Here is a 23710-nt window from a genome sequence, read left to right as displayed (position 1 = left end):
ACCAATGGGCTTGCTGCATCAGTTTCCATTGCGACGACAATTGCACTTTTCATTTCCTTCATACTTCTAAGAAGAAAAATTGGAAATCTTGGAACAAAATCTTACATTAAGGCACTAATAAAAACATTGATGGCTGCTTTTGTAATGGGACTCGTAACACTATCTTACTTCCCTTACGAAAAATTAATTATGTCCTTTGCACCTAGTTCCCTTCATACTATATTAAGACTAATCCTTTTAATGATAATAGTTTTAATCGCAGCTTGCATATACCTATTGTGCCTATATAAATTAGGAGTGCGTGAAGTGCGTGATGTTGTTGGCATAATAAAAAATAAAATAGAATCAAGAAAAAAATTAGCATAAACAAATAAAATTAAGGTGATGTTGTATAATAGATAATTCTATTCTGCCATCACTTTTTTATTAAATATTTGAATTTAGTTATTATCTTTTTTGATTGAAAAAATTTTTTTAAGTAGCTTTGTATTTTATGATTTTTGGTGCTAATTTATTTAGGTTTAAGGCTATTGATGTAATATTTACTTCAATTATTGTACAGTTTTTGCATATTCTAAGGAAACTTTTTTATTTGGTTTTTTGTAGCATTGTACCTCTTTTATTTATAACATTTAAAGCAATATTTTAGCTATTTTTATGTAAAAAAGTATGCGATATTTTACTTTCACATATACTTTGTCATCATTCTGAATATACATTATTGAGTCTTTTTTGTATTTTTTTTAAAATTAATGAATTAAAGTAGTTATTTTGTATTTAAGTGGTATAATATAAATAAATCGGAGGTGTTATTATGCGTGGCTTAATAATTATTGTTGCCATTATTGTAATCGTTTGCTATATCTTGTGGAGAAAAAATCAAAATACTCCCAATGCTAAAAAATCTATTGAGGCTAGAGAAAAACCTTCTGTTGAAAAAGTACATAAGACAGAAGAAATTAAAAATGATGATGCTATAAAAAAAGATGATTCTGTAAAGACTTTTGAAAGTAAGGAAGAAAAAAAATACGATGCTTCCAGAAAAAAAGACCGTGCTAAAAAGAGAAGAGAAAAAAGAAACTCAGAATCAAAGGAAATATTTGAAGTTTCTTCCGAAAAAACTGAAAATAATAAAGTTGAAACTAATGTTGAAAATGTTGATCTAAAAACCAACGTAGCTAAGGATAAAACTAACGAACCAGTTAAAAAAGTTGAACCTAAAGCTGATGTTGCTAAAGACAAAACTACTGAGCCAATTAAAAATGTCGAACCTAAAGCTGACGTTGCTAAGGATAAAGATACTGAACCAGTTAAAAAAGTCGAAACTAAAGCTGATGTTGCTAAGGACAAAACTACTGCACCAGTTAAAAAAGTCGAATCTAAACCTGACGTTGCTAAGGATAAAGATACTGAACCAGTTAAAAAAGTCGAAACTAAAGCTGACGTTGCTAAAGACAAAACTACTGAACCAGTTAAAAAAGTCGAAACTAAAGCTGACGTTGCTAAAGACAAAACTACTGAACCAGTTAAAAAAGTCGAAACTAAAGCTGAAAAAACTAAATCAGAAAAAACAATTTCCACAAATAAAAAGTATGCAAATATAATTAATTCCCTTGGCGAGAATCCATGGGATATAGACAGAGATAAAATTAACGTTAAAGTTGAAGACGTAAAAACTAAAAAATCTTTAGATGTCCATGAATTTGAAAACATAAACTTCAAAGAATCACTTACAGTAGAAAAACTAATTGAATTTTTAAATTGCGTAAGCACAAATCCAACTATTTTAAACAAAAAAGAAAATATTATTTACGATTTTACAACTAAAAAAGAAGATGAAATCAAAAAAATCGCAGAAAGATATTCTCTTGAAAATTCTAGTTTTGACAAGGCAACTTCTGTATTAACTGTTGATAGAGAAAGCGCAAAGATTTTAGAAATCACAGATATTTTAACAACAAAGGAAAAGAGAATTTACTTTGAAACAAAATTTTAGTAAAATATAAAAGTCATAGAAATATGGCTTTTATTTTTTTGCAATTTTTATGGTAAAAAATAGAATTTTAAACTCTATTGCTTTACATTAGTAATAAAAATTTGAAATGTATTAAAAATTTAACACAAACTTTGAATTTTTTTTACTTTTATATAATAGAATAATACTGAGGAGATTATATGAATAACCAAAAAAGACTTGAAGAAATCATCGCCTTCTTAAATGAGAACACGAGATTTAAAGAAACAAAAAATTTCATACAACATGGAAACACCTCTGTCTATTCTCACGTTATTTCTGTCGCAAAAAAGGCAATTGAAATTGCTGAAAAATACAATTTAGATGTGGACATGGACTCACTTATAATGGGAGCTCTACTTCATGATTACTTTTTATACGATTGGCACGACGGCAAAAGAGAGCGATTAATCCACGGATTCACTCATCCAATGAAAGCATACTTAAATGCAAAGAGTGAATTAAAGATAAATAGAATTGAAAGGGACATCATCCTTAAGCATATGTTCCCACTAACTATTTTTCCGCCAAAGTATTTGGAATCTTGGATTGTAACTTATTCTGACAAATATGTTTCCCTTGTGGAAACTGTTAGAAGAAAATCTATGAAAGTGGGTTTGGAAAATTTATGAAAATTGCAGAACTATATCTAATATTTTTTATCTACTCCTTTATAGGTTGGTGCTGGGAAAGTTTCCCTTGCTCCAAAATTGAGCTAGATAAAATTTATAACAGAGGATTTTTAATTGGCCCTTTCTGCCCAATATATGGCATTGGTGCAACAGTATCCTATTTGATGTTAAAAAACTTTGACTCAAACTTTTATATCTTTATTTATTCTGCACTTATGTCCTGCACAATTGAGTACTTCATTGGTTACTTATTGGAAAGATTTTTTCACCAAAGATGGTGGGATTACGGCGCCTATCCTTTTCAAATTAAAAGAAGAGTATGCCTTTACGGTTTAATAGTTTTTGGAATGGCAAATATAATTATCGTTAAATACTTAACACCAGTTATGTTATTATTTTTCTCTGCTGCTGAAAATAGAATCGTTGAGTCAGCAGCTTCCCTATTAACATTCTTCTTTGTTATAGACATTGTTTTAACTCTAAACAATTTACTTGGACTTTCAAAAAGCCTTGACAAGATTTATTACGCACTAGATGAGAGAAGCAAAAATTATTTTAATTATTTAAATGAATCCGACAGAATTGCAAATCTAAAATTAATGTCGGAGTCAAAAAAGTTTAAAGTAAAATTTGAAAACTTCAATTCAAATTTAAAGGAACACGAAGAAAATTTAAAGAGAATTGATTACACAAAAATAAAAGACCTTTTTAGTGATAATTTTTAATCACAAAGGTCCTTTTTTTTACAAATTTTATTTATCTTCTCACAGTTCCATCTGTTGGATCAATTGTTATAATATCTCCTGTTTTTATCTTTTCTGTGATATTTTTCACGCCAACAATTGCAGTTTTACCAAGAGAAATTGCAGCCACAGCTCCATTTGATGTAAAACCTGCCTCCTCTGTAATAAATCCTGAAGATCTTTCCATATAAGGAATCATCCTGCCATCAGTTCCATTGCATACTATTATGTCCTTAGTCTTAAAGTTTTTTTCTAAATCTTCAATTCTATTTGCTACAACTGCTCGTGCCTTCTTTTTCTTTTTTCCAATTGCAGTTCCTCGTCCCAAAATTTCTGAAACATTTTCGATTTTTAATAAATTTGTAGAACCAGCAATGCCTGCCGGCACTCCTGCTGTCAATACAACTAAATCGCCAGATTTTATAAATCCCTTTGTAACCGCGACATCCATTGAGGCATCAATTAAATTGTCAGTATCTTTGAAGTTTAAAACTTTTACTGGCATAATTCCCCACACAATGCTTAATTGATTTTTAATTTTTTCAAAGGGTGTTGATGCGATTATTGGCGTCTCCGGTCTAAATTTTGCAATAGCTCTCGAAGTATTGCCCGAAGTTGTAGCAGTGATAATTGCCTCCGCGTGAAGATCTCTTGCAATTACACAAGCACTTTTGCCAATGGAATTGGTCATTGAATTTTCCACATCTCTCATTCTACTTTTCAAAATTTCTTCGTGATCAATTGTATTTTCCGTGTACTCCAAAATTTTTCTCATTGTAACAACTGCTTCAATAGGATATTTTCCACTTGCAGTTTCTCCAGAAAGCATAACTGCACTTGTTCCATCTAAGACGGCATTTGCAACATCATTTGTTTCTGCACGAGTTGGCCTTGGATTTCTAATCATGGAGTCAAGCATTTGGGTTGCAGTGATTACAGTTTTTCCAACTATATTACATTTTTTTATAATTTCTTTTTGCACAATTGGAACTGCTTCTGTTTCGATTTCTACGCCAAGATCTCCCCTTGCTACCATTATACCGTCAGAAACTTCGATTATTTCGTCGATTAATTCTACTGCCTTTTGGGATTCAATCTTTGAAATAATTTTTGTAGTGTAATCTTTTTCTTCTTCTAAAACCTTTCTTATTGCAAGTACATCTTCTCTACTTCTAATAAAAGATGCTGCGATAAAGTCAATATCTTCCCTTATCCCAAATTTTATATCTTCAATGTCCCTTTCTGTTAGAGCAGGAAGATTTAAATTTGAACCAGGCACATTTACACCCTTGTGAGATGAAATTGCTCCAGAATTTTTTACTTCTGTAATAATATCTTCGCCACGAATCTTTTTTACTTGTAGCTCCACAAGTCCGTCGTCGATTAATATTTTATCGCCTTCATTGACATCTTTATATAGCTCTTTATAGGAAATGCTTACAGTCTTTTTGTCGCCTAATAAATCCCTTGCAGTTAGAATAAATTCATCGCCTGAATCTAAAATAACTTCGCCATCTACATCGCCTAGCCTAATTTCTGGTCCCTTTGTGTCAAGCATTATGCCAATGGGAAGATCCATTTCTCGCCTTAATTTTTTTATTCTGTCAATTTTTATTTTATGTTCTTCGTGGCTTCCGTGAGAAAAATTTAATCTAGCGACATTTACACCTTCTGTGAATAATCTTTTTAAAATTTCTTCACTCTCACTTGAAGGTCCAATTGTAGCAACAATTTTTGTCTTTTTCATATTCACCTCATATTGAAACTATTTTTAGTATATCTAGTAAATCATGTCTAAAAACCTTTTTTACTTTGAAAATTTCGTCAAAACTCATTTTTATCGCATTGCCATCTTTAAAACCAAGAGCAAGAGAATTGCCAAGTTTTGCTTCTTTTACTGCCAAGTATCCAAGTTCCGATGCCAAAATTCTATCAAAAATGCTTGGCGCTCCTCCTCTTTGGATGTAACCAAGAACAGTTACCCTTGTATCTATGCCTGTAAGTTTTTCAAACTCTTTTGCAAAATCAAAAGCAGATCCACAGCCTTCAGCCATAATAATTATGTGATGCTTTTTGCCTCTGTTCTTTCCCATAATTGCCTTCTCTGCAATTTCATTTATATCTAAGGGAATTTCTGGCACAATAATTGATTCCGCACCGGAAGAAACTCCAGAGTAAAGTGCAATATCGCCGCATTCTCTTCCCATTACTTCAACTACATTTGCACGACAATGTGACTCTGTGGTATCTCTAATATGGCTTACTGCTTCAGTTACAGTTTCTACTGCAGTCATAAATCCAATAGTAAAATCCGTGTAAGCAAGGTCATTGTCAATAGAGCAAGGAATTCCAATTACATTTATTCCGCGATCTCTTAACATCTTTGCCCCTCTTAAACTCCCATCTCCACCAAGGACAATAATTGCATCTATTTCAAAAATTTTTAGAGAATTTATCGCCTTCTCTAAACCTTCTTCAGTCATAAATCTTTCAGACCTTGAAGTTGATAAAATTGTTCCTCCCCTTTGAATAATGTCGGCTACTGAAGACTGAACCAATTTTTCAAACTTTGCATCAATTAAACCTTCGTAACCTCCACTTATGCCAAAAACTTCTATACCCTCGTAAATACAAGTCCTAGTAACCGCTCTTATTGTGGCATTCATGCCTGGAGCATCGCCGCCACTTGTTAAAATTGCAATTCTCATACACACCTACTTTAAAATAATTTTTTCTTTACTCTTAGTATACACTGCCAATTTGTTTTGAATCTCGTTAAAGAATGTAGAATCAATCCACATATTTGAATTAGTACCAAAGGCTCTTTTGCTTTCTTCTTCAAAAAATATTACTGGAGTATTGCCCTCATAATCCTTTAAGATTTTTTTCATTTCATTCACATTTTCATTTTTTATGGAATCAACGGAAATATATAATTTATTTTTTGTCGGCATCTTTATTTTTGAGATGCTGTCAACTAAAATTTTTGGCTCTTCAACCTCTGATTCTTGGAAATGACCTTCCACAAAAACTACATTTTCATCTTCGATTAAATCCCTGTATTTTGAAAAAACATTTGGAAAAATTACAAGTTCAATTGTGCCAAAAAGGTCTTCTAAAGCTGCAAAAGCCATCATCTTATTGTTTTTTGTAATCATTGTTTTTTTTGATTTTAAAATCCCGCCAACTTTTACTTTACTAGATTTCAAAAGATTTTCTCTATATTTTTCAAAAATTTGATTTGTATTAATATTTGTGTTTTTCTCAATTAATTCTCTATAAGGATCAAGAGGATGACCAGATATATACATTCCAATAACTTCCTTTTCCATATCAAGTTTGTCCTTTTGCCTAAAATCTTTTAGTTCAGGAAGATCCTCACTCACCTTTGTATTTTCAAAAATAGAAAATTGTCCAAGTACATTATTTTTTGCCGTACTTGATGAAGCCAAAAGTACAGATTCATAAATAGCTAGGTACTGTGCTCTATTGCCTTCAAAATCATCCATGGCACCACATCTTATTAAAGACTCCACAGCTCTTTTATTTAGCACTGATTTATCAATTGCATTTATCCTATCAACAAAGTCTTTAAGTGATTTATATGCACCCGCTTCACGTCCTTTTACTATTACTTTTATTAAACTGTCGCCAACATTTTTTACTGCCTTTAGTCCAAACCTAATTTTATTATTTTCAACAGTAAAATTCTTGAAGGAATAGTTTATATTTGGTGGCAAAATTTCTATTCCCAGTCTTTTTATTTCTTCAATGTAAAGGCTAACTTGTTTTATATCATTAGTGTAAGTTGAAATTTGTGCCGCCATAAATTCCCTTGGATAATAATATTTTAGCCAAGCAGTTCTATAAGCAACCACTGAATAAGCAACGGAGTGAGATTTATTAAAGGCATAATCTGCAAAATCTATTATTAAATCATAAATTTCATTTGCAGATTTTTCGTCAACACCATTTGCAATTGCACCACAAACTCCTTCCTTCTCGTTGCCATAAATAAAGTTTTGCCTTTCCTCCTCCATTACCTTCATTTTTTTCTTGGAGATTGCACGCCTTACAATGTCGGCTCTACCTAATGAGTATCCGCCAATTTGTTGAACAATTTGCATTACCTGTTCTTGATAAACTATACAGCCATAAGTAGATTTTAGTATTGGTTCAAGCTTTGGGTGAATGTAAGAAATTTTGCTCTTGTCGTGCTTTGACGCCACAAATTTTGGAATTTGCTTCATTGGTCCCGGTCTAAAAAGTGCATTTGCCGCAACTAAATCAGAAAATTCGTCGGGCTTTAATTCCTTTAAAAAGGCTCTCATGCCACTTGATTCAAATTGAAAAACGCCAAGAGTTTCTGACCTCGCAAACATCTTTAACACATTTGGGTCTTTGTAGTCTAGTTTTTCAAAGGAAATAGTCCTTCCCTCATTTTCTTTTATTAAATTTATTGCATCTCTTATTACAGTCAAAGTTCTTAATCCTAAAAAGTCCATCTTTAATAGTCCAAGTTCTTCAAGCTCAATCATATTAAATTGAGTTGCAATTATTTTGTCATTTCGAGTTAGAGGCACATATTCTGTGAGTTCATCCTTTGAAATTACAACTCCAGCTGCATGAGTGGAAGTATGCCTTGGCAGACCTTCTAGCTTTAATGCCATGTCGATTAAAACTCTTGAATCCTCATCACTTTCGTAAATTTCCTTAAAAGTTTCAGAAATTTTAAGTGCCTTCTCTATTGTCATATTTAAAGCTTGTGGAACTTGTTTTGCAATGTAGTCCACCTTTGCATAGCTCATGTCAAGAGCACGACCAACATCTCTTATAGCATTTCTTGCAGCCATAGTTCCAAAAGTTACAATTTGCGCAACATGGGATTCTCCATATTTTCTATTTACATACTCAATAACTTCTTCACGTCTTTCGTAACAAAAGTCGATATCAATATCTGGCATGGAAACTCTCTCTGGATTTAAAAATCTTTCAAATAGAAGATCAAACTCTAGTGGATCCACATCTGTTATTCCAAGACAATAAGAAATCATGCTACCTGCGGCTGAACCTCTTCCCGGTCCAACTTGAATTTCATGCTTTCGTGCGTATCTAATAAAATCCCAGACTATTAAAAAATAATCCACATAACCCATGTTTTTTATTGTATTAAATTCAAATTCAAACCTTTCTTTTATTTCATCTGTTATATTTTTGTAGCGAGAATACATCCCTTCGACTGCAAGTTTTTTTAAATACTCCTCGTGAGTGTATTCGCTAGGTACAGTAAATTCAGGAAGGTGAAGGTCGTGAAATTTTATTTCGACATTGCATCTATTGGCAATTTTTACCGTGTTCTCAAGTGCATCTTTATTTTCAGGAAAAAGTGCTGCCATTTCGTCAGGTGATTTTAAATAAAATTCATCTGATGGAAATTTCATTCGTCCTTCTTCATTAATTGTCTTCCCAGTTTGAATGCATAATAGCACATCGTGACTCTTTGCATCTTCTTTGTCTAAATAGTGAACATCATTTGAAGCAATAAGAGGAATGTCAAGCTCCTCTGATATTTTAACAAGTTCGCGATTTACTCTAGCTTGCTCAGGCATTCCATGGTCTTGGAGTTCCAAGAAAAAATTATTTTCGCCAAAAATTTCTCTGTACTCCCTTGCAGCAGATTTTGCCGCTTCCAAATCTCTATCCAAAATAAATCTTTGAACTTCACCGCCAAGACAAGCTGAGGTTGCAATCACGCCCCTTGAATATTTCTTTAAAACACTCTTGTCAACCCTTGGCTTGTAATAATACCCATCAACAAAGCCAATGGATACAATTTTCATAATATTTTTAAAACCCTCATTATTTTCTGCCAAAAGTATCAAGTGATATCTCTTGTTGGACTTGTCCTTAATAGTCAAGTCCTTTTCTGAGATGTAGACCTCGCAACCCAAAATAGGTTTTATGCCCACATCTTTACACACTTTATAAAAGGCAATAGCACCGTACATATTGCCATGATCAGTTAAAGCGACGGCATCCATTCCCAAATCCTTTACCCTCTTTGGCAAAAGACTTATTCTCGTAGAACCGTCAAGTAGAGAATACTCACTGTGCAAATGCAAATGCACAAATTTATTCATAAAATCATCCTTTAATCTTTATACAAACATCAAATTACTTTAAGAATTTAAAATAATTTTTTCAACTTATTTTAAAAAATTATCTAGCTATATTTTATCAAAGCCTTAGTTCAATTAAAAGGACATGAAAAAGGTTATATAATAAATAATGCCAATAATTTATCAACAACAATATTTTACAAATTAAAATATTTTCTTGTTTTTTGCTTTTAAACAAAAAGTGAGACTCCTCTCATAATTGAGATTTGCCTCACTTTGCTTATTTTCTTCATCAACACTGTTTAACAATTGCCATTCTTAGTCAAATAAATTCTAATACACATCTGCTCTCTTTATCCTTACACTTTGTTGACAGTATGAAGCTGTATCTTACCTACCTACAACTCACTATTCTTAGCCCTTTAGAACATAAAAATCCTAAAGATATTATCTTCAAGGCTTATTATCATTATTATTTTTCTATTATAACTATACTACAATTGCTTACTCCAATTCTTTAAACTTTACTCTCCCTTGACTTTTCTCTTAGAAATAGTACAATTTAGTTAGAAAGTATGAATTTCTAACTAAGGAGGTTTTGTCATGTTAGTTGAACTAAAAGCCAAGTCCCAAGTAACTATCCCAAAAGACATAATAAATTCTATGAACTTAAATCAAGGCGACCAGTTTGAAGTAATTGAAGATAATGGAAAGATCGTTCTTGTTCCAGTTGCCATTTATCCTGAACACATTATAAAAAATTTAAAAGCTGAAGTTAAAGAAATTAAAGAATCTATTAAAAATGGAAATCAGCCTGTCTTTGATTCTATCGATTCTCTCTTTGAGGAATTAGACAAGTAATGTCTTATAAAATCACTTATTCGAAAGCCTTTAAAAAACATTACAAGAAACTATCTTCTACTGAAAAAAAGCAAACTAAAAAGAAACTTAAATTTTTTATAGAAAATCCTACTCACCCATCACTACGTACTAAGAAGATTCAAGGTACTGATGATATATGGGAATCTTCTATTAATATGGATATTCGAATTATTTGGTTCTACGAAAATAATGAATTGATATTTCTTTTAGACATTGGGCATCATGATATTTTAGATAAATTTTAAAAATAAAGATTCCATAATAAATAGTGTTGGATATAAATCATCAGCACTATTTTTATTTGAAATATGTAATTAAAATAAATAATTGTCCTATAAAAATATATGGTCTAGGCAATAAACCCTATATAATTGCTTTTATCCACCAACACTATTTGACATAGAGCCAAAAAAAGAGTTTCGCCAAAGCAAAACTCTAAAAAGCATATTATTAAAGATTTATAAATTCTTTTTCAACTATGTGAGATAATCTCTCAACAGCTTCTTCTTCGTCAGCACCTTCAGCTTCAATGATAATCTCTTCACCACTAAAAGCTCCAAGTGACATAATGCCAATTATGCTCTTGCCATTAACCTTGTCTCCATGTGCCTCTAAATTTATGTCAGAAGCGAACTTATTTGCCTCTCTTACAAAAAGCGCAGCCGCTCTTGCGTGAAGCCCTTCATTATTATTAAGTACAACTTTTTTATTTGTCATTTCATACACCCCTCAAATTGTTAGCAATTTTTCTTAGCTTTTTAAATCTATAATTAACGGTGGACTTTGAGACTTTAGGGTCTATTGAATTAGCAATGTCATTTAAACTCATAGACCTATTATTAAGTCTTAAAATTGCAACCTTCTTAAGATCCTCATCTATGTTTTCCAACCCAATTTCTCTATCAATTAATTTAATGTCCTCCACTTGATCATAGGATGATTTAACAGTTTTGTTTAAATTTGCAGTTTCACAATTTACTATTCTGTTGACATTATTTCTCATTTCTTTTATAACTCTGATATTTTCGTACTTCAATACAGAATTATAAGCACCAATTAGAGAAAGAAAATCTGAAATTTGTTCAGAGTCCTTAATGTAGACTATGTATTTTTCCTTTCTCATAATAATCTTTGAAGTGAATCCAAATTCATTAATTACATCCATCAAAAAATATGCGTTGGATTCGTTTTCAGAAACAAATTCTAAATGATAGCCTTTGTTTGGATTTGTAATGGAACCTGAACCCAAAAAAGCACCGCGTATATATGCCTTCTTCTCATTTACAGTTTTTATGAGATCAGTAGGTTCATAGTTAATCATAAATACGCTTGCACCTTTTATATATTTTAACTCATCAAGTAATAACCTGCAAGACTCATCTTGTGATATATATATGATAAATACATTTTTTTTAAGCTGAGTTGATTTTGCATTCTTTACTTCCACATCAAATCCAAAAGATCTTCTGAGAAAAGTAAAAACCCTTCTCGCTACTGACGCATTTTCTGTGATATATTCCATGGAAATCTTGTTGTTTTTAAAATTTAAAACTGCACACATTGGCGTTATGCCTGCAAGTTCAGAAAGAATGATTTCATAATTGTCAACTTTTATCTTTGCAACTTCATTCTTAACTTCAGATGAAAAGCTCATGACTTCACCTCACTACTGAAATACTTTTACTTTATTATAACAGATTTATAAAATTATATTTAATTATAGTGAATTAATTCTATATTTTTTTATAATTTACAAAAACTTAATAAAAGAAAAACCTGAATGAGACTTGCTAAACTTTATTAGAATTTCTCAATACAGGTTTTTTAATTATAAATTAAAATTTATAAAATTTCAATAATTATTTAGTTTTATTTGCTTTTTCTGCAGTTTTATTGTCTGACTTTGCATTTGCTTTTTCTGCATTATTAGCTTTTGAATTTTCTTCTTTTTCTATTTTTCCAAAGTTTTTAAATTCATCTGGAAGTTCAACTTCTTTTTTAGTGTCAACATAAATTTTGATTTTTGCATCTTTTTTAACTTTATCTACATATTCTTTAAATTTTTCTTGTTGAAGTGTAGCCTTAACTTGATCTTTCACCGCGTCAAATTCAAGAGGAGTTTTTTCGTCAAGTTTAATGATATGATAACCAAATTGAGTTTTAATTGGTTCAGAAATATCTCCAGCATCCATTTTTGCAATTTGTTCGTCAAATTCTTTTACCATTTGACCACTTGTAAATTCGCCAAGTGATCCTCCGTTTTTAGCGCTGCCAGTATCCTTGGAATTTTCTTTTGCAAATTTAGCAAAATCCTCGCCCTTTAGGATTTGTTTTCTAAGAACATTAGCTTCTTTTAAATCATTAACTAAAATATGAGATGCCTTAGCTTTAAAGTATTTATCTTTGTTGCCTTCATAATACTTTTTAACTTCATCATCAGTTGGAGTTAATTCTTTAGTTTTTTCTTGAGTCCATTTTCCAACTAACATTTGATTTTTCATATTTTCAGCAACATAATCTCTTGGAAGTCCATTTTGTTTTAAAAATGTATCAAAAGCTTCTTTTCCACCAAGTTGTGTTTCAATTTCGCTAATATTTTTATTAACTTCATCATCACTTACTGTAATTTTTGATTTTTCAGCATCTTGTTTCAATGCTTCAGTAGTAGTTAAATCAGTAATAGCTTGTTCTCTTAAAAGTTCATCAGTAGATTTTTTACCATCTTCTTTATTTTTTAGAACATCTTCGCCATACATTGAAGTAAGTTGATTTACTCTTGCTGCATAAGATTTATAATATGCTTCCATTGGAATATCAACTCCGCCAACATTTGCTGCTACTCCCTTTTTTGCACCACCACAAGCTACTAGTGAACTTGCAAGTGTAATAGCTACTGCTATTTTACCTAATTTTTTAAAATTCATATTTCTCTCCTTAGTTTATATTTTAAATTAATAACTTTATTATACACTACTTTTTAGATGATTTTGTGTCCTTTTTGTGTAAATGCAAAATAGTAACAAGTTTCTTTAAATCATCAAGAGGATATTTTAACTTAGTTAAAATAATCTCATTTTCATCTCCCATGGAATAGGATATATTTTCAAATTCATTGTTAAGTTCCATAATTGCTTCAAGGGAAACTTCGCCTTCAACTTTTATTCTGTACTCGCCATTTTTTTCTATAATAGACTTTATATTTGTCTTTTGTGCCTTGTTCTTTAAAAGTGCTATATCCATTAAATTTGAAACTTCATCTGGAAAATCAGAAAATCTGTCGATTAATTCTTCAACTAAATCAGAGTAAGCATCTTCAGTGTCAATTACGGAAATCTTCTTATAAATTTCAAGTCTTGTCCTGTCGTCTTCGATGTATTCTTTAGGGATGAAAGAATCTAATTTTAAATCAATTGTAGTGTCGATTTTTTCTTCAACTTCAATTCCCTTTAACTTCATAATGGCTTCCCTTAAATACTTCATGTAAAGGTCGTAACCAATTTGTTCTATATGACCTGATTGTCTTGAGCCCAATATTGAACCTGAACCTCTTATTTCTAAATCCCTTTCTGCAATTTTGTGCCCAGACCCAAATTCCGTAAATTCCTTAATAGCTTGAAGCCTCTTTTGTGCAACTTCAGAAATTGATGAAGATCTATCGTAAGTAAAATAAGCATAGGCAATCCTAGAAGACCGCCCAATTCTTCCTCTAAGTTGATAAAGTTGTGAAAGTCCAAGACGATTTGAGTCCGTAATTATCATCGTATTTGCATTTGGAACATCCATGCCCGTTTCTATAATAGTCGAGCACACTAAAACATCGACATTATCCTCTATAAAATCAATCATCGTATCTTCTAAGGCTTTTTCACTCATCTGCCCATTTGCCATGGCAAAAGTTGCTTCTGGCACAAGTTTTTTAAGTTCCAATAATTTATTTTCCATATTTGAAACCTTGTTGTATAAAAAGTAAACTTGTCCCCCTCTTTCAATTTCCTTTAAAATTGCCTCCCTAACCATTAAATTATTGTATTCCAAGACATAAGTTTCAACGGGAAATCTCTCTTCAGGTGGCTCCTCGATTACAGACATATCTCTTATTCCAATCATGGACATTTGTAGCGTTCTTGGGATTGGGGTTGCAGTAAGGGTAAGTGTATCTACATTTTCTTTTAACATTCTTAGCTTTTCTTTGTGGCGAACTCCAAATCTTTGCTCTTCATCTATTATCAGAAGTCCCAAGTCCTTAAAATGCACATCCTTTGACAAAAGTCTGTGAGTGCCAACTATAATGTCAATATTTCCATTTTTTAAACCTTCAAGATCCATTTTTTGGTCTTTTTTACTTCTAAATCGCGACAAAAGTCCAACACCCACTGGGAAATTTTTAAATCTCTCTTTAATTGTATTGTAATGTTGTTGCGCTAAAATCGTAGTAGGAACAAGTAAGGCAACTTGTTTTCCATCTAGTATTGCCTTAAAGGCAGCTCGAAGTGCTACCTCAGTCTTACCATAACCAACATCTGCACAAAGAAGTCTATCCATTGGAATTGGCTTTTCCATGTCTTCTTTTATCTCTTCAGAAGATGTTAACTGACCACTTGTTTCTTCGTAAATAAAGGCATCTTCAAATTCTCTTTGATATTGACTGTCTTTACTAAAGGCATAGCCCTTCATATTTTCACGAGTTGCATAGAGTTTTATTAATTCTTCAGCCATGTCGTCAATAGATTTTTTCGCGTGAGCTTTTTTCTTTTTCCAATCAAGAGAATTTAATTTATTTATTTTTGGCGCCCTTTTGCCCTCTTGCACATATTTATAAATTGAGTCCAAAGATTCAATTGGTAAAAATAATTTGTCCTCGCCGCCGTATTCAATGACGATGTAATCCTTTTGTATTCCCGATACTGAAAGTCTTGTAGTGCCAATATATTTGCCAACGCCATGAGCCTCGTGAACTACAAAATCGCCAATTTTTAAATCATCAAAGTTAAGGGACTTTTTCTTAGAAACCTTATTTTTTTTCTTTTTAGAAAATGTTCCATAAATTTCAGAATAATTTATAAAAACTGTTTTTGAATAAGAAAATTCAATTCCATCATTTAATGCTCCAGTTGTAACAACTAAATCGGCATATTTTCTAAAATCTCCATGTTCTTTTGCAAGTTCTGGCGAGTATCCAAGTTCTACTAAATGGTCAAAAAGTCTTTTTGATCTTTTTTCAGTAGCTCCAAGTAAAATTACCTTAAATCTATTTTTTGAATAATAGTCTAAGTCATCTTTAAATAACTTTATCTTCGACATATAATTAGTAACGCTCTTCACCTTGATATTCACTATATCCTTTGGAGTAAACATCTTTGGAGGTTTTAAAAGTGCGTTAAAGGTTATAACTTCATTTTCATTTAGCTTATACACAATATCTTTGTAATCGTAAAAAGCTTTTTCGTGGGCCTTTGTCACTTCGCCATTTTCTATTAAAATCGCAAACTTTTCTCCATTAGCCACCAAAAGCTCATCTTCTCTCTCGACGATTCTAGTTGGCTCGTCAATTAAGAAAATAAAATTATCTAAGTAATATAAAAAAGAGGAAAGTTCATCTTCATTTACATAGGGCAAGATTAGATCCTTATTTAATATAGTTTCATCGTTTTCAAGTCTGTCCACATTCCTCAAAAACTTTTCTGTTAGTCTATCCTTTTCTTTTCCTGTGAGTTTTGTCTTTGCAATATCTTTTTTGATTTTATCGGCAATTTCTTTCTTCTCATCCCTTTTTAAAATCAAATCTTCTATGGGAAAGATGTCTATCTCTTCACACTTTTCAATGGACCTTTGGCTATCAATTTCAAAACTTCTTATGGAATCAACTTCGTCATCAAAAAGTTCAATTCTATAATTTGCATCAGAAGTAGCAATGTCAATTATAGAACCTCTTACAGAAAATTGTCCCACTCCTTCAACGCTTGGAAATCTTTCGTATCCCATTTCTATAAGTTTATTCTTCAATTCATCCACGAAAATTTGTGATTGGGTTTTTATATTTATTTTGTAACTTGAAAAAATTTCCTTCTTCGTAATCTTTGCAGTAAGTGCATTTAGCGTAGTTACGACAATATTTGCGCTGCCCTTTGAAACTTCCGCCATTGCCTCAAGCCTTTTCTTTGTGTTTTCCTTAGACTTTGAGTCCTTATCATAAAAAAACACGTCCTTTTCTGGATAGAGAACGCAATTTCCACTAGAAATACTTAAAATATCTTCGTAAGTTTTTCTAGCAGTTACCCTATTTTGTGAAATTACACATACTTTTTTGCCAATATCACTAAAGGCAGGCGCAAAAAGAGAGAGCACTGCTTCTTCTGAACCAAAAACAGCAGTGTTCTTTGAGTTTTTTATTGAATCACTTAGTTCCCTAAAGGATTTTAAATTCTTAACACTATCTATTAAAAAATTCAACTTCCACCTCAATAAATATTGTTATTATAAGAATTCATAGAAGCATCAATACCTCTATCCACGGCTTCAATAATTGCATCGGCACAGGCATCTATTGCATCTTCAATGTGCTTTTTATCCTTTGCAGGAAAAGTTGATAGCACAAAACTTGCCAAATCTTCGTTGGGATGCTTTTTGCCAACACCAACTTTAAACCTAGCAAAATTTTTACTTCCTGTTAAATTTACAATTGACTTGAGTCCATTGTGTGTACCAGCAGAGCCATTCTTTTTTATCTTTAACTGTGCAAACTCAATGTCTATGTCGTCTACTACTACTATTAAATCCTCTGGTTTTAATTTATAAAAATTCAAAATTTCAACTATTGACTCGCCCGAATTGTTCATAAAAGTATGGGGCTTTAGGAGAATAACCCTCTCTCCTGCTATTCTCCCTTCACCTACAAGCCCCTTAAATTTAATCTTATTAACTTTTATATTCAATTTATCGGCAAGTGCATCAATAGTGTTAAATCCAATGTTGTGTCTCGTGTCCTCGTACTTTTTTCCGGGATTTCCAAGACCTGCTATTATATACACTAAATCACCTTATTCAAACATTTCACTAACTGATGTTGAAGTGTTAATTCTCCTAATTGCTGATGCAAAAATTGGAGCAACAGACACAACATCAATTTTGTCAATTTTCTTTTCATCTGGAATTTCAATTGTATCAGTGATTACAAATTTTTCAAGAGATGAATTTTTAATTCTTTCAATTGCAGGACCTGATAATACTCCGTGAGTTGCAGCTCCGTAAACATATTTTGCTCCTCTTGATTTTAGTGCATCAGCTGCCTTAGTAATAGTTCCCGCAGTATCTGCTATATCGTCAACTAAAATAACAGACTTTCCGTCAACATCTCCAATGATATTCATAACTTCAGATACATTTGCCTTTGGTCTTCTCTTTTCTATAATTGCAATTGGAAGATTTAATTCATTGGCAAATTTTCTAGTTCTAGTAACTCCACCTAAATCTGGAGAAACAACTACAAAGTCATCTTCTCTTACAATATCTTTAAAATATCTTGCGAGATAAGGAATTGCTGTCAAGTGGTCAACAGGAATATCAAAATAACCTTGGATTTGTCCTGCGTGAAGGTCCATTGCAACAACTCTATCCGCTCCAGCTTTAGTCAATAGGTCGGCAACAAGTTTTGATGTAATAGGTTCTCTTGCCCTAGTCTTTCTATCTTGTCTTGCATATCCATAATAAGGAATAACTGCATTAATCCTTCCAGCAGATGCCCTCTTTAGTGCATCAATTAAAATTAAAAGTTCCATTAAATTAGTATTAACTGGTGAAGAAGTAGATTGTATAACAAAAACATCCTTACCTCTTACAGAAATACCAATATCAATAGAAATTTCTCCGTCAGAAAAAGTTGAAACAGTGCAAGCGCCCTTTTCAATTCCCAAGTTTTCACAAATTCTATCTACAAGACTTATATTAGAATTCCCTGTAAATACTACAATATCTCCGTTAACTGTGTTCATAATTATGTCCTCCTATTTGACAAATCCTTTTCTTTTAACCCATCCATCTATATTTTTTTGAGTAGCTCTCTCTACTGAAAGCTGACCCTCTAAAACATCTTTAGTTATTGTCGAACCTGCTGCAATATAAGCGTTGTCTTCCACAACTATTGGCGCAACTAAATTAGAATTAGAACCTATGAAGGCATTGTCGCCAACCTTTGTTCTGAACTTTTCTCTGCCATTGTAATTTACAAAAACAACCCCACAACCAATGTTTACGCCACTTCCAACATCGGCATCACCTATATAAGCAAGATGACTCATCTTAGAACCATTTCCAATATTTGAATTTTTAACTTCGACAAAATTTCCAATTTTACAATTTTCTCCAACCCTAGAATTTGGTCTAAGGTGAGCGTAAGGACCCACAGTAGTTCCTCTTCCAATAGTTGAATCCTCAATTTCAGAAGATCTAATAATTACATCTTCTCCAATTTCAGAATTTTTTATTGTAGAAGAATAAATTTCTACGCCTTCTTTTATTACAGAATATCTATCAATGCGAGTGCCTGGATAAATCATTACATCACTTTCAATTTCTGCACCCCATTCAATATATGTAGACTTTGGATCAACTATTCCAACGCCCCTTAGCATATACTCTTTATTTATCTTTTCTTGTAAAATTTCTGTTGCAATAGAAAGTTCATATCTCGAATTTACTCCAAGAATTTCTCTAGTATCTCTTAGCTTAAAGGAATCAACCTTTTTGCCATCTTTAACTAAAATTTCAAGGGCATCTGTAATATACATTTCATTTGCCGCATTATCTGTGTCGATTTTTGAAAGGGCAAATTTAAGAGAAGCACCTTTAAAGGCAAAAATCCCCGAATTAATTTCACGAATTAACTTTTGCTTTTCATTTGCATCTTTTTCTTCAACTATCGCAACAACATTTGCATTTTCATCTCTTACGATTCTGCCATAATTTGTAGGATCCTTCATATCAGCCGACAAAACTGTAACATCGTTATTTCTCTCTTCATGGAATTTCAAAAAGCAAGAAATAGTTGAATTTGAAATTATGGGAGTATCGCCATTTAAAATAATAACTGTATCTTCATCTTCTATTTTATCAAGAGCATTTAAAACAGCAAAACCTGTTCCATAGGGCACATCGTCGCCAATGGGCTGCTCAATAAATTCTACATCTTCGTCTTCTTTAAAAGCGTCACATACTTTTTCCTTATTGTGTCCAACAACTATAAGATTCTTTTCTATTTGCGAATGTTTGCAAGAATTTAGGACATAAAAAAGCATGGGTCTTCCAAGAATTTCATGAAGTACCTTTGGCTTTTTGGACTTCATTCTCGTTCCCTCTCCTGCTGCCAGGATTACTGAAACTTTCATAAAACACCTCTTTTTATTTACTTATTACATTATAACTAAGTTGTCCTATTATATTCAAGAAAATTCGAGAATTTATTTAATTTTAAAAATTTTTAGCGTAAAAATAATTTTTAAACCAAATTTTTATGTAAATCACTTAAAGGTAAACAAATTTTATCATAGCTTGACAAAATATTTTTTTGATAGTATAGTTAATACATATTGATGAGGCGATAAAAATGAAAAACTTTAAAAACTTTAAAAATTTCACAAGCCAAGCATTCTGTTGTTGTTCTATAAAAAATTTTATAGGACTTATTTGAATGTGAATCAATATATTAAAATTTTTTAAGAAGATTTTGAGAGTATATGAATTCATATACTCTCTTTTTTTTATTTATTTTTAGGAGAAAAAAAATGACAAAATTATTAGAAACAATTGGTAAATCAAAATTAGTTCAATTAGAAAAAATTGGCGATGGCAAAATTTTTGTCAAAGTGGAAAAATCTAACCCAGCAGGTTCAATTAAAGATAGAGCTGCTCTTTATATGATAAAAGGAGCAATTAAAGATGGTTCGCTAAAAGAAGGAATGGAAATAGTTGAGCCAACTAGCGGCAATACTGGAATTGCCATTGCAATGATAGGTCGAGCACTTGGCTACAAAGTAAATATTGTAATGCCTTCTTCCATGTCCATAGAAAGAAGAAATTTAATTGAAGCCTTTGGTGCAAACTTAATTTTAACTGGCGAAGGAGCAATGCAAGCCGCAGTTGATAAAGCAAAGGAACTAGTTGCAACAGGAAATTATTTTATGCCAAACCAATTTGAAAACAAATACAATGCACTTGCTCACGAGGAAACTACTGGTCCAGAAATTTATAGTGAATTAAAAGAAATCAATGGTTTTGTAGCAGGGATTGGAACTGGCGGAACTGTAACTGGCGTTGGAAAATTTTTAAAATCAAAGGATGCATCTATTAAAGTTTGGGGACTTGAACCAGAAGAATCCCCAATGATCACAAAGGGAGAATCTGGCGGACACAAAATTCAAGGCATTGGTGCAAACTTTATTCCAAAAGTTTTAGACCAAAAAATTCTCGACAAGACTATTACAGTAAAGTCAGAAGAAGCAATTGAAATGGCGAAAAGACTTTCTAGTGAAGAAGGGCTTTTAGTTGGTATATCCGCTGGCGCAAATGTAGTTGGTGCATTAAAGATGCAAAAAGAAATTGGTGGCAACATTGTAACAGTTGCACCTGACTCTGCAGAAAGGTATATGTCGACAGACTTGTTTAAAAATGAATAATTTTTTTAAGGAATTAAAATCTTATGGCAAATTTATTTTAAAGGAAGACCCAGCTTGTAAAAGTTTATTTGAGGCAATATTTATGTATCCAATTGTCCATGCAATGATTAACCACAGAATTGCACATTACTTTTACAAAAAAAATCACACCACTCTCGCCCGATGGGTTTCGCAAAAAGCAAGAAAGAAAACGGGAATTGAAATTCATCCTGGTGCAAAAATTGGCAAAAATCTCTTCATTGACCATGGCATGGCTGTGGTCATTGGAGAAACTGCAGAAATTGGCGACAACTGTCATATGTATCACAATATCACTCTTGGCGGAACGGGAAATGAAAAAGAAAAAAAGAGACATCCCACAGTTGGCAACAATGTTATAATAGGAACAGGCGCAACTGTCCTTGGACCAGTTGTAATTGGTGACGGTGCTAAAATCGGAGCAGGTGCTCTCGTCTTAGATGACATTCCACCAAACTCAACTGCAGTTGGCGTGCCAGCCAAAGTTGTAAAATTCCACGATCTCAGTGAAAATATATTTCACTAATTCTATTTAATGGAGGTAATATGTTTAAAATAGGTCCCCATCTTTCCTCATCAAAGGGTTATGCAAATATGGGTGAAGTTGCACTTTCAATTTCTGCCAACACTTTTCAATTTTTTTCACGAAACCCCAGAGGTTCCAAGATGAAAAAATTAGACGAAAAGGACATAAATAAATTGATGACTATTGCAAAAGAAAATAATTTTGGTCCCTTGCTTGCCCATGCCCCTTACACAGTAAATCCGTGTTCATCTAAGGAATCTGTAAGAGAATTTGCAAACTTAGTCTTAGCAGAAGATTTAGAAAGACTAAAATATTTTAAAAACACTTATTACAATTTTCATCCCGGATCACACACTGGAATGGGAATTGAAAAAGCAATAGAAATAATTTCTGCACAGCTTAACTCTGTACTGAGAAAAGACCAAGAAACCATAGTTTTACTAGAAACCATGGCTGGAAAGGGCACAGAAGTTGGCTCAAAATTTGAAGAAATTGCAAAAATAATCGAAGGAGTGCATCTAAAAGAAAAAGTTGGAGTTTGTATGGACACTTGTCACATTCACGAAGCAGGTTACGACATAGTAAATAATTTAGATTACGTCCTCCATGAATTTGATAAAATAATTGGACTAGACAAGCTCTATGCAATACATCTAAACGACAGCAAAAACGAAAGATTTGCTCACAAAGATAGACACGAAAAAATTGGCGAAGGAAAAATTGGACTTGAAGCAATAAAAAGAATAATAAATCACGAAAAATTAAAAGATCTTCCCTTCTATCTCGAAACTCCAACAGATGTAGAAGGTCATAAAAGAGAAATAGCCCTTTTAAAATCCCTGAGAGAATAATTTCATAAAATAAAATGCAAATCTTATTGTGCTAAAATTGAGCACATAACTTTTAATACCTCATTAAATATTAGGGAAACGACTTGATGATAAAAATTTAATTAATTTTTGCATTAAAAAAACTGCCATTAGGGCAGTTTTTATGTTTAAAATTAAATTACTTAACTTCTACAGTTGCTCCAACTTCTTCAAGTTTAGCTTTGATTTCTTCAGCTTCGTCTTTTGAAACGCCTTCTTTAACAGCTTTAGGAGCTCCGTCAACTACAGCTTTTGCTTCTTTAAGTCCAAGTCCAGTAACGTCTTTAACAACTTTGATTACTTTAACTTTTTCTTGTCCTGCTTCAGTAATTACTACATCAAATTCTGTTTTTTCTTCTTCTGCTGCTGGTGCTGCTCCGCCTGCTACTGGTGCTGCTACAACTGCTGCTGGTGCTGCTGCTGAAACTCCGAATTCTTCTTCAAGAGCTTTAACTACTTCTGATAATTCTAATACTGTAAGTTCTTTAACTTCTTCAATTAATTTTTCTACTTTTTCTGACATTTTATTCCTCCGTAATTTTTATTGTTTTAATTTTCTTCGCATATATTATGCTGCTTCATTTTCTTTCTTATCAGCGATTTGAGCAATAACTCTTGCAAATCCTGATAATGTTCCATTCAATACATTAGCAAATCCTTGGATTGGAGCATTCAAGCCGCCAAGCACTTGTGCAACAAGAACTTCCTTAGATGGTAATTTGGCAAGGGCATCAATTTCAGGTAATGATAATACCTTTCCATCAACATAACCTGCTTTAATTTCTAATGCATCATGACTTTCTGCAAACTCTGATGAAATTTTTGCTGCAGATGCTGGATCTTCCATTCCGAAAGCTACAGCGCTTGGTCCCTTTAAATACTCTTCAAGACCTTCTACACCTAATTCTTCAAAAGCACGTCTCATCAGTGTGTTTTTGTAAACTTTATAATCAACATTTGCTTCTCTGAATTTACTTCTAAGTTCAGTTGCTTCTTCAACTGTTAATCCTCTATAATTTACAAGTACAATTGATTGTGCTCCTTGAATTTTTTCTTTAATTTCATCAACAAGGGCTTGTTTTGATTGTAATTTTTCTTCTTTCAATTTGTCACCCCCAAATAAAAAAAATCTCACGCCGCCGTGAGATGTGAAAATCAAATAAATCCGAATTTCAAACCTCGGTAGGACTTATGGCAATGCCACCTACTGTCTGCGGCTTAATAACATTAATATTATATA

20 protein-coding genes, 1 pseudogene and 1 other annotated feature are annotated in these 23710 nt (G+C 32.3%); of the genes and pseudogenes, 9 read left to right on the top strand and 12 right to left on the bottom strand.

Features of this window, described 5'->3' with window-relative positions; genetic code table 11:
* From MR285_RS02835 to MR285_RS02820, 4 genes and pseudogenes are all read left to right on the top strand, one after another.
* Positions 1–366, top strand: a pseudogene (locus tag MR285_RS02835) (polysaccharide biosynthesis C-terminal domain-containing protein); the annotation flags it as partial.
* 448 nt (positions 367–814) lie between these two features.
* Positions 815–1996 (top strand): hypothetical protein, encoded by a 1182-nt coding sequence (locus tag MR285_RS02830; protein WP_293557817.1) that lies wholly within the window; start codon positions 815–817, stop codon positions 1994–1996.
* Positions 1997–2175: 179 nt separating this feature from the next.
* Positions 2176–2646, top strand: coding sequence for an HD domain-containing protein (locus tag MR285_RS02825; RefSeq protein WP_293557815.1), 471 nt, complete (start codon positions 2176–2178; stop codon positions 2644–2646).
* Positions 2643–3371, top strand: coding sequence for a putative ABC transporter permease (locus tag MR285_RS02820; protein WP_293557813.1), 729 nt, complete (start codon positions 2643–2645; stop codon positions 3369–3371). The genes MR285_RS02825 and MR285_RS02820 overlap by 4 nt, the downstream gene beginning before the upstream one ends.
* Before the next feature lie 31 nt (positions 3372–3402).
* Here the strand turns inward: MR285_RS02820 and pyk are convergent, their stop codons facing one another.
* Genes pyk through MR285_RS02805 form a run of 3 tightly spaced genes read right to left on the bottom strand, consistent with a single transcriptional unit; the run spans position 3403 to position 9529 of the window.
* Positions 3403–5136 (bottom strand): pyruvate kinase, encoded by a 1734-nt coding sequence (gene pyk, locus MR285_RS02815; RefSeq protein WP_293557811.1) that lies wholly within the window; start codon positions 5134–5136, stop codon positions 3403–3405.
* A 7-nt stretch (positions 5137–5143) separates the two neighbouring features.
* A complete protein-coding gene (locus MR285_RS02810) occupies positions 5144–6097 on the bottom strand; it encodes an ATP-dependent 6-phosphofructokinase (RefSeq protein ID WP_293557809.1) in 954 nt (317 codons plus the stop codon).
* Between the two features lie 6 nt (positions 6098–6103).
* Positions 6104–9529 (bottom strand): DNA polymerase III subunit alpha, encoded by a 3426-nt coding sequence (locus MR285_RS02805; protein ID WP_293557807.1) that lies wholly within the window; start codon positions 9527–9529, stop codon positions 6104–6106.
* A 582-nt stretch (positions 9530–10111) separates the two neighbouring features.
* Between MR285_RS02805 and MR285_RS02800 the strand changes: the two genes are divergently transcribed.
* Together MR285_RS02800 and MR285_RS02795 are read left to right on the top strand one after the other, a co-directional pair.
* Entirely contained in the window at positions 10112–10369 is a 258-nt protein-coding gene (locus tag MR285_RS02800; protein ID WP_293557805.1) for an AbrB/MazE/SpoVT family DNA-binding domain-containing protein, read from the top strand.
* Complete coding sequence (locus MR285_RS02795; protein ID WP_293557803.1) at positions 10369–10635, top strand: type II toxin-antitoxin system mRNA interferase toxin, RelE/StbE family; 267 nt, start codon at positions 10369–10371, stop codon at positions 10633–10635. Before MR285_RS02800 ends, MR285_RS02795 begins: the two co-directional genes overlap by 1 nt.
* A 205-nt stretch (positions 10636–10840) precedes the next feature.
* On the opposite strand, the gene MR285_RS02790 is transcribed toward MR285_RS02795, so the two are convergent.
* The 7 genes from MR285_RS02790 to glmU form a co-directional block, all read right to left on the bottom strand.
* Positions 10841–11107 carry an HPr family phosphocarrier protein gene (locus MR285_RS02790; protein ID WP_293557801.1) on the bottom strand — a complete coding sequence of 89 codons (267 nt, stop codon included), beginning with the start codon at positions 11105–11107 and terminating at the stop codon, positions 10841–10843.
* A 1-nt stretch (position 11108) separates the two neighbouring features.
* On the bottom strand, positions 11109–12044 hold the full coding sequence (gene whiA / locus MR285_RS02785) for a DNA-binding protein WhiA (protein WP_293557799.1): 936 nt from the start codon (positions 12042–12044) through the stop codon (positions 11109–11111).
* Positions 12045–12249: 205 nt separating this feature from the next.
* The gene (locus MR285_RS02780; RefSeq protein ID WP_293557797.1) at positions 12250–13314 is read right to left on the bottom strand and encodes a peptidylprolyl isomerase; all 1065 of its coding nucleotides are present in this window, start codon (positions 13312–13314) and stop codon (positions 12250–12252) included.
* A 46-nt stretch (positions 13315–13360) separates the two neighbouring features.
* Positions 13361–16840 carry a transcription-repair coupling factor gene (gene mfd / locus MR285_RS02775; RefSeq protein WP_293557795.1) on the bottom strand — a complete coding sequence of 1160 codons (3480 nt, stop codon included), beginning with the start codon at positions 16838–16840 and terminating at the stop codon, positions 13361–13363.
* Between the two features lie 8 nt (positions 16841–16848).
* Complete coding sequence (gene pth, locus MR285_RS02770; protein ID WP_293557793.1) at positions 16849–17418, bottom strand: aminoacyl-tRNA hydrolase; 570 nt, start codon at positions 17416–17418, stop codon at positions 16849–16851.
* 9 nt (positions 17419–17427) lie between these two features.
* On the bottom strand, positions 17428–18378 hold the full coding sequence (locus MR285_RS02765; RefSeq protein ID WP_293557791.1) for a ribose-phosphate pyrophosphokinase: 951 nt from the start codon (positions 18376–18378) through the stop codon (positions 17428–17430).
* A 12-nt stretch (positions 18379–18390) separates the two neighbouring features.
* Positions 18391–19770 (bottom strand): bifunctional UDP-N-acetylglucosamine diphosphorylase/glucosamine-1-phosphate N-acetyltransferase GlmU, encoded by a 1380-nt coding sequence (gene glmU / locus MR285_RS02760; RefSeq protein WP_293557789.1) that lies wholly within the window; start codon positions 19768–19770, stop codon positions 18391–18393.
* Between the two features lie 396 nt (positions 19771–20166).
* Here glmU and cysK point away from each other — a divergent pair, with 396 nt between their 5' ends.
* Genes cysK through MR285_RS02745 form a run of 3 tightly spaced genes read left to right on the top strand, consistent with a single transcriptional unit; the run spans position 20167 to position 22452 of the window.
* Complete coding sequence (gene cysK / locus MR285_RS02755) at positions 20167–21057, top strand: cysteine synthase A (protein WP_293557788.1); 891 nt, start codon at positions 20167–20169, stop codon at positions 21055–21057.
* Positions 21050–21601: a serine O-acetyltransferase EpsC gene (gene epsC / locus MR285_RS02750; protein WP_293557786.1), complete on the top strand. Its 552-nt coding sequence runs from the start codon at positions 21050–21052 to the stop codon at positions 21599–21601. The genes cysK and epsC overlap by 8 nt, the downstream gene beginning before the upstream one ends.
* Before the next feature lie 20 nt (positions 21602–21621).
* Positions 21622–22452 (top strand): deoxyribonuclease IV, encoded by an 831-nt coding sequence (locus MR285_RS02745; RefSeq protein WP_293557784.1) that lies wholly within the window; start codon positions 21622–21624, stop codon positions 22450–22452.
* Between the two features lie 157 nt (positions 22453–22609).
* Here MR285_RS02745 and rplL read toward each other — a convergent pair whose 3' ends face one another.
* Positions 22610–22993: a 50S ribosomal protein L7/L12 gene (rplL, locus tag MR285_RS02740; protein WP_293557782.1), complete on the bottom strand. Its 384-nt coding sequence runs from the start codon at positions 22991–22993 to the stop codon at positions 22610–22612.
* A 45-nt stretch (positions 22994–23038) separates the two neighbouring features.
* Entirely contained in the window at positions 23039–23575 is a 537-nt protein-coding gene (rplJ, locus tag MR285_RS02735) for a 50S ribosomal protein L10 (RefSeq protein ID WP_293557780.1), read from the bottom strand.
* 8 nt (positions 23576–23583) lie between these two features.
* Positions 23584–23705: a sequence feature (ribosomal protein L10 leader region), on the bottom strand.
* Positions 23706–23710: the final 5 nt, after the last annotated feature.

Source organism: Peptoniphilus sp., assembly GCF_022767005.1.
Lineage (GTDB): Bacteria > Bacillota > Clostridia > Tissierellales > Peptoniphilaceae > Peptoniphilus_A.
The sequence above is the reverse complement of the archived record's forward strand: the minus strand, read 5'-3'. Positions and strand labels throughout refer to the sequence as shown.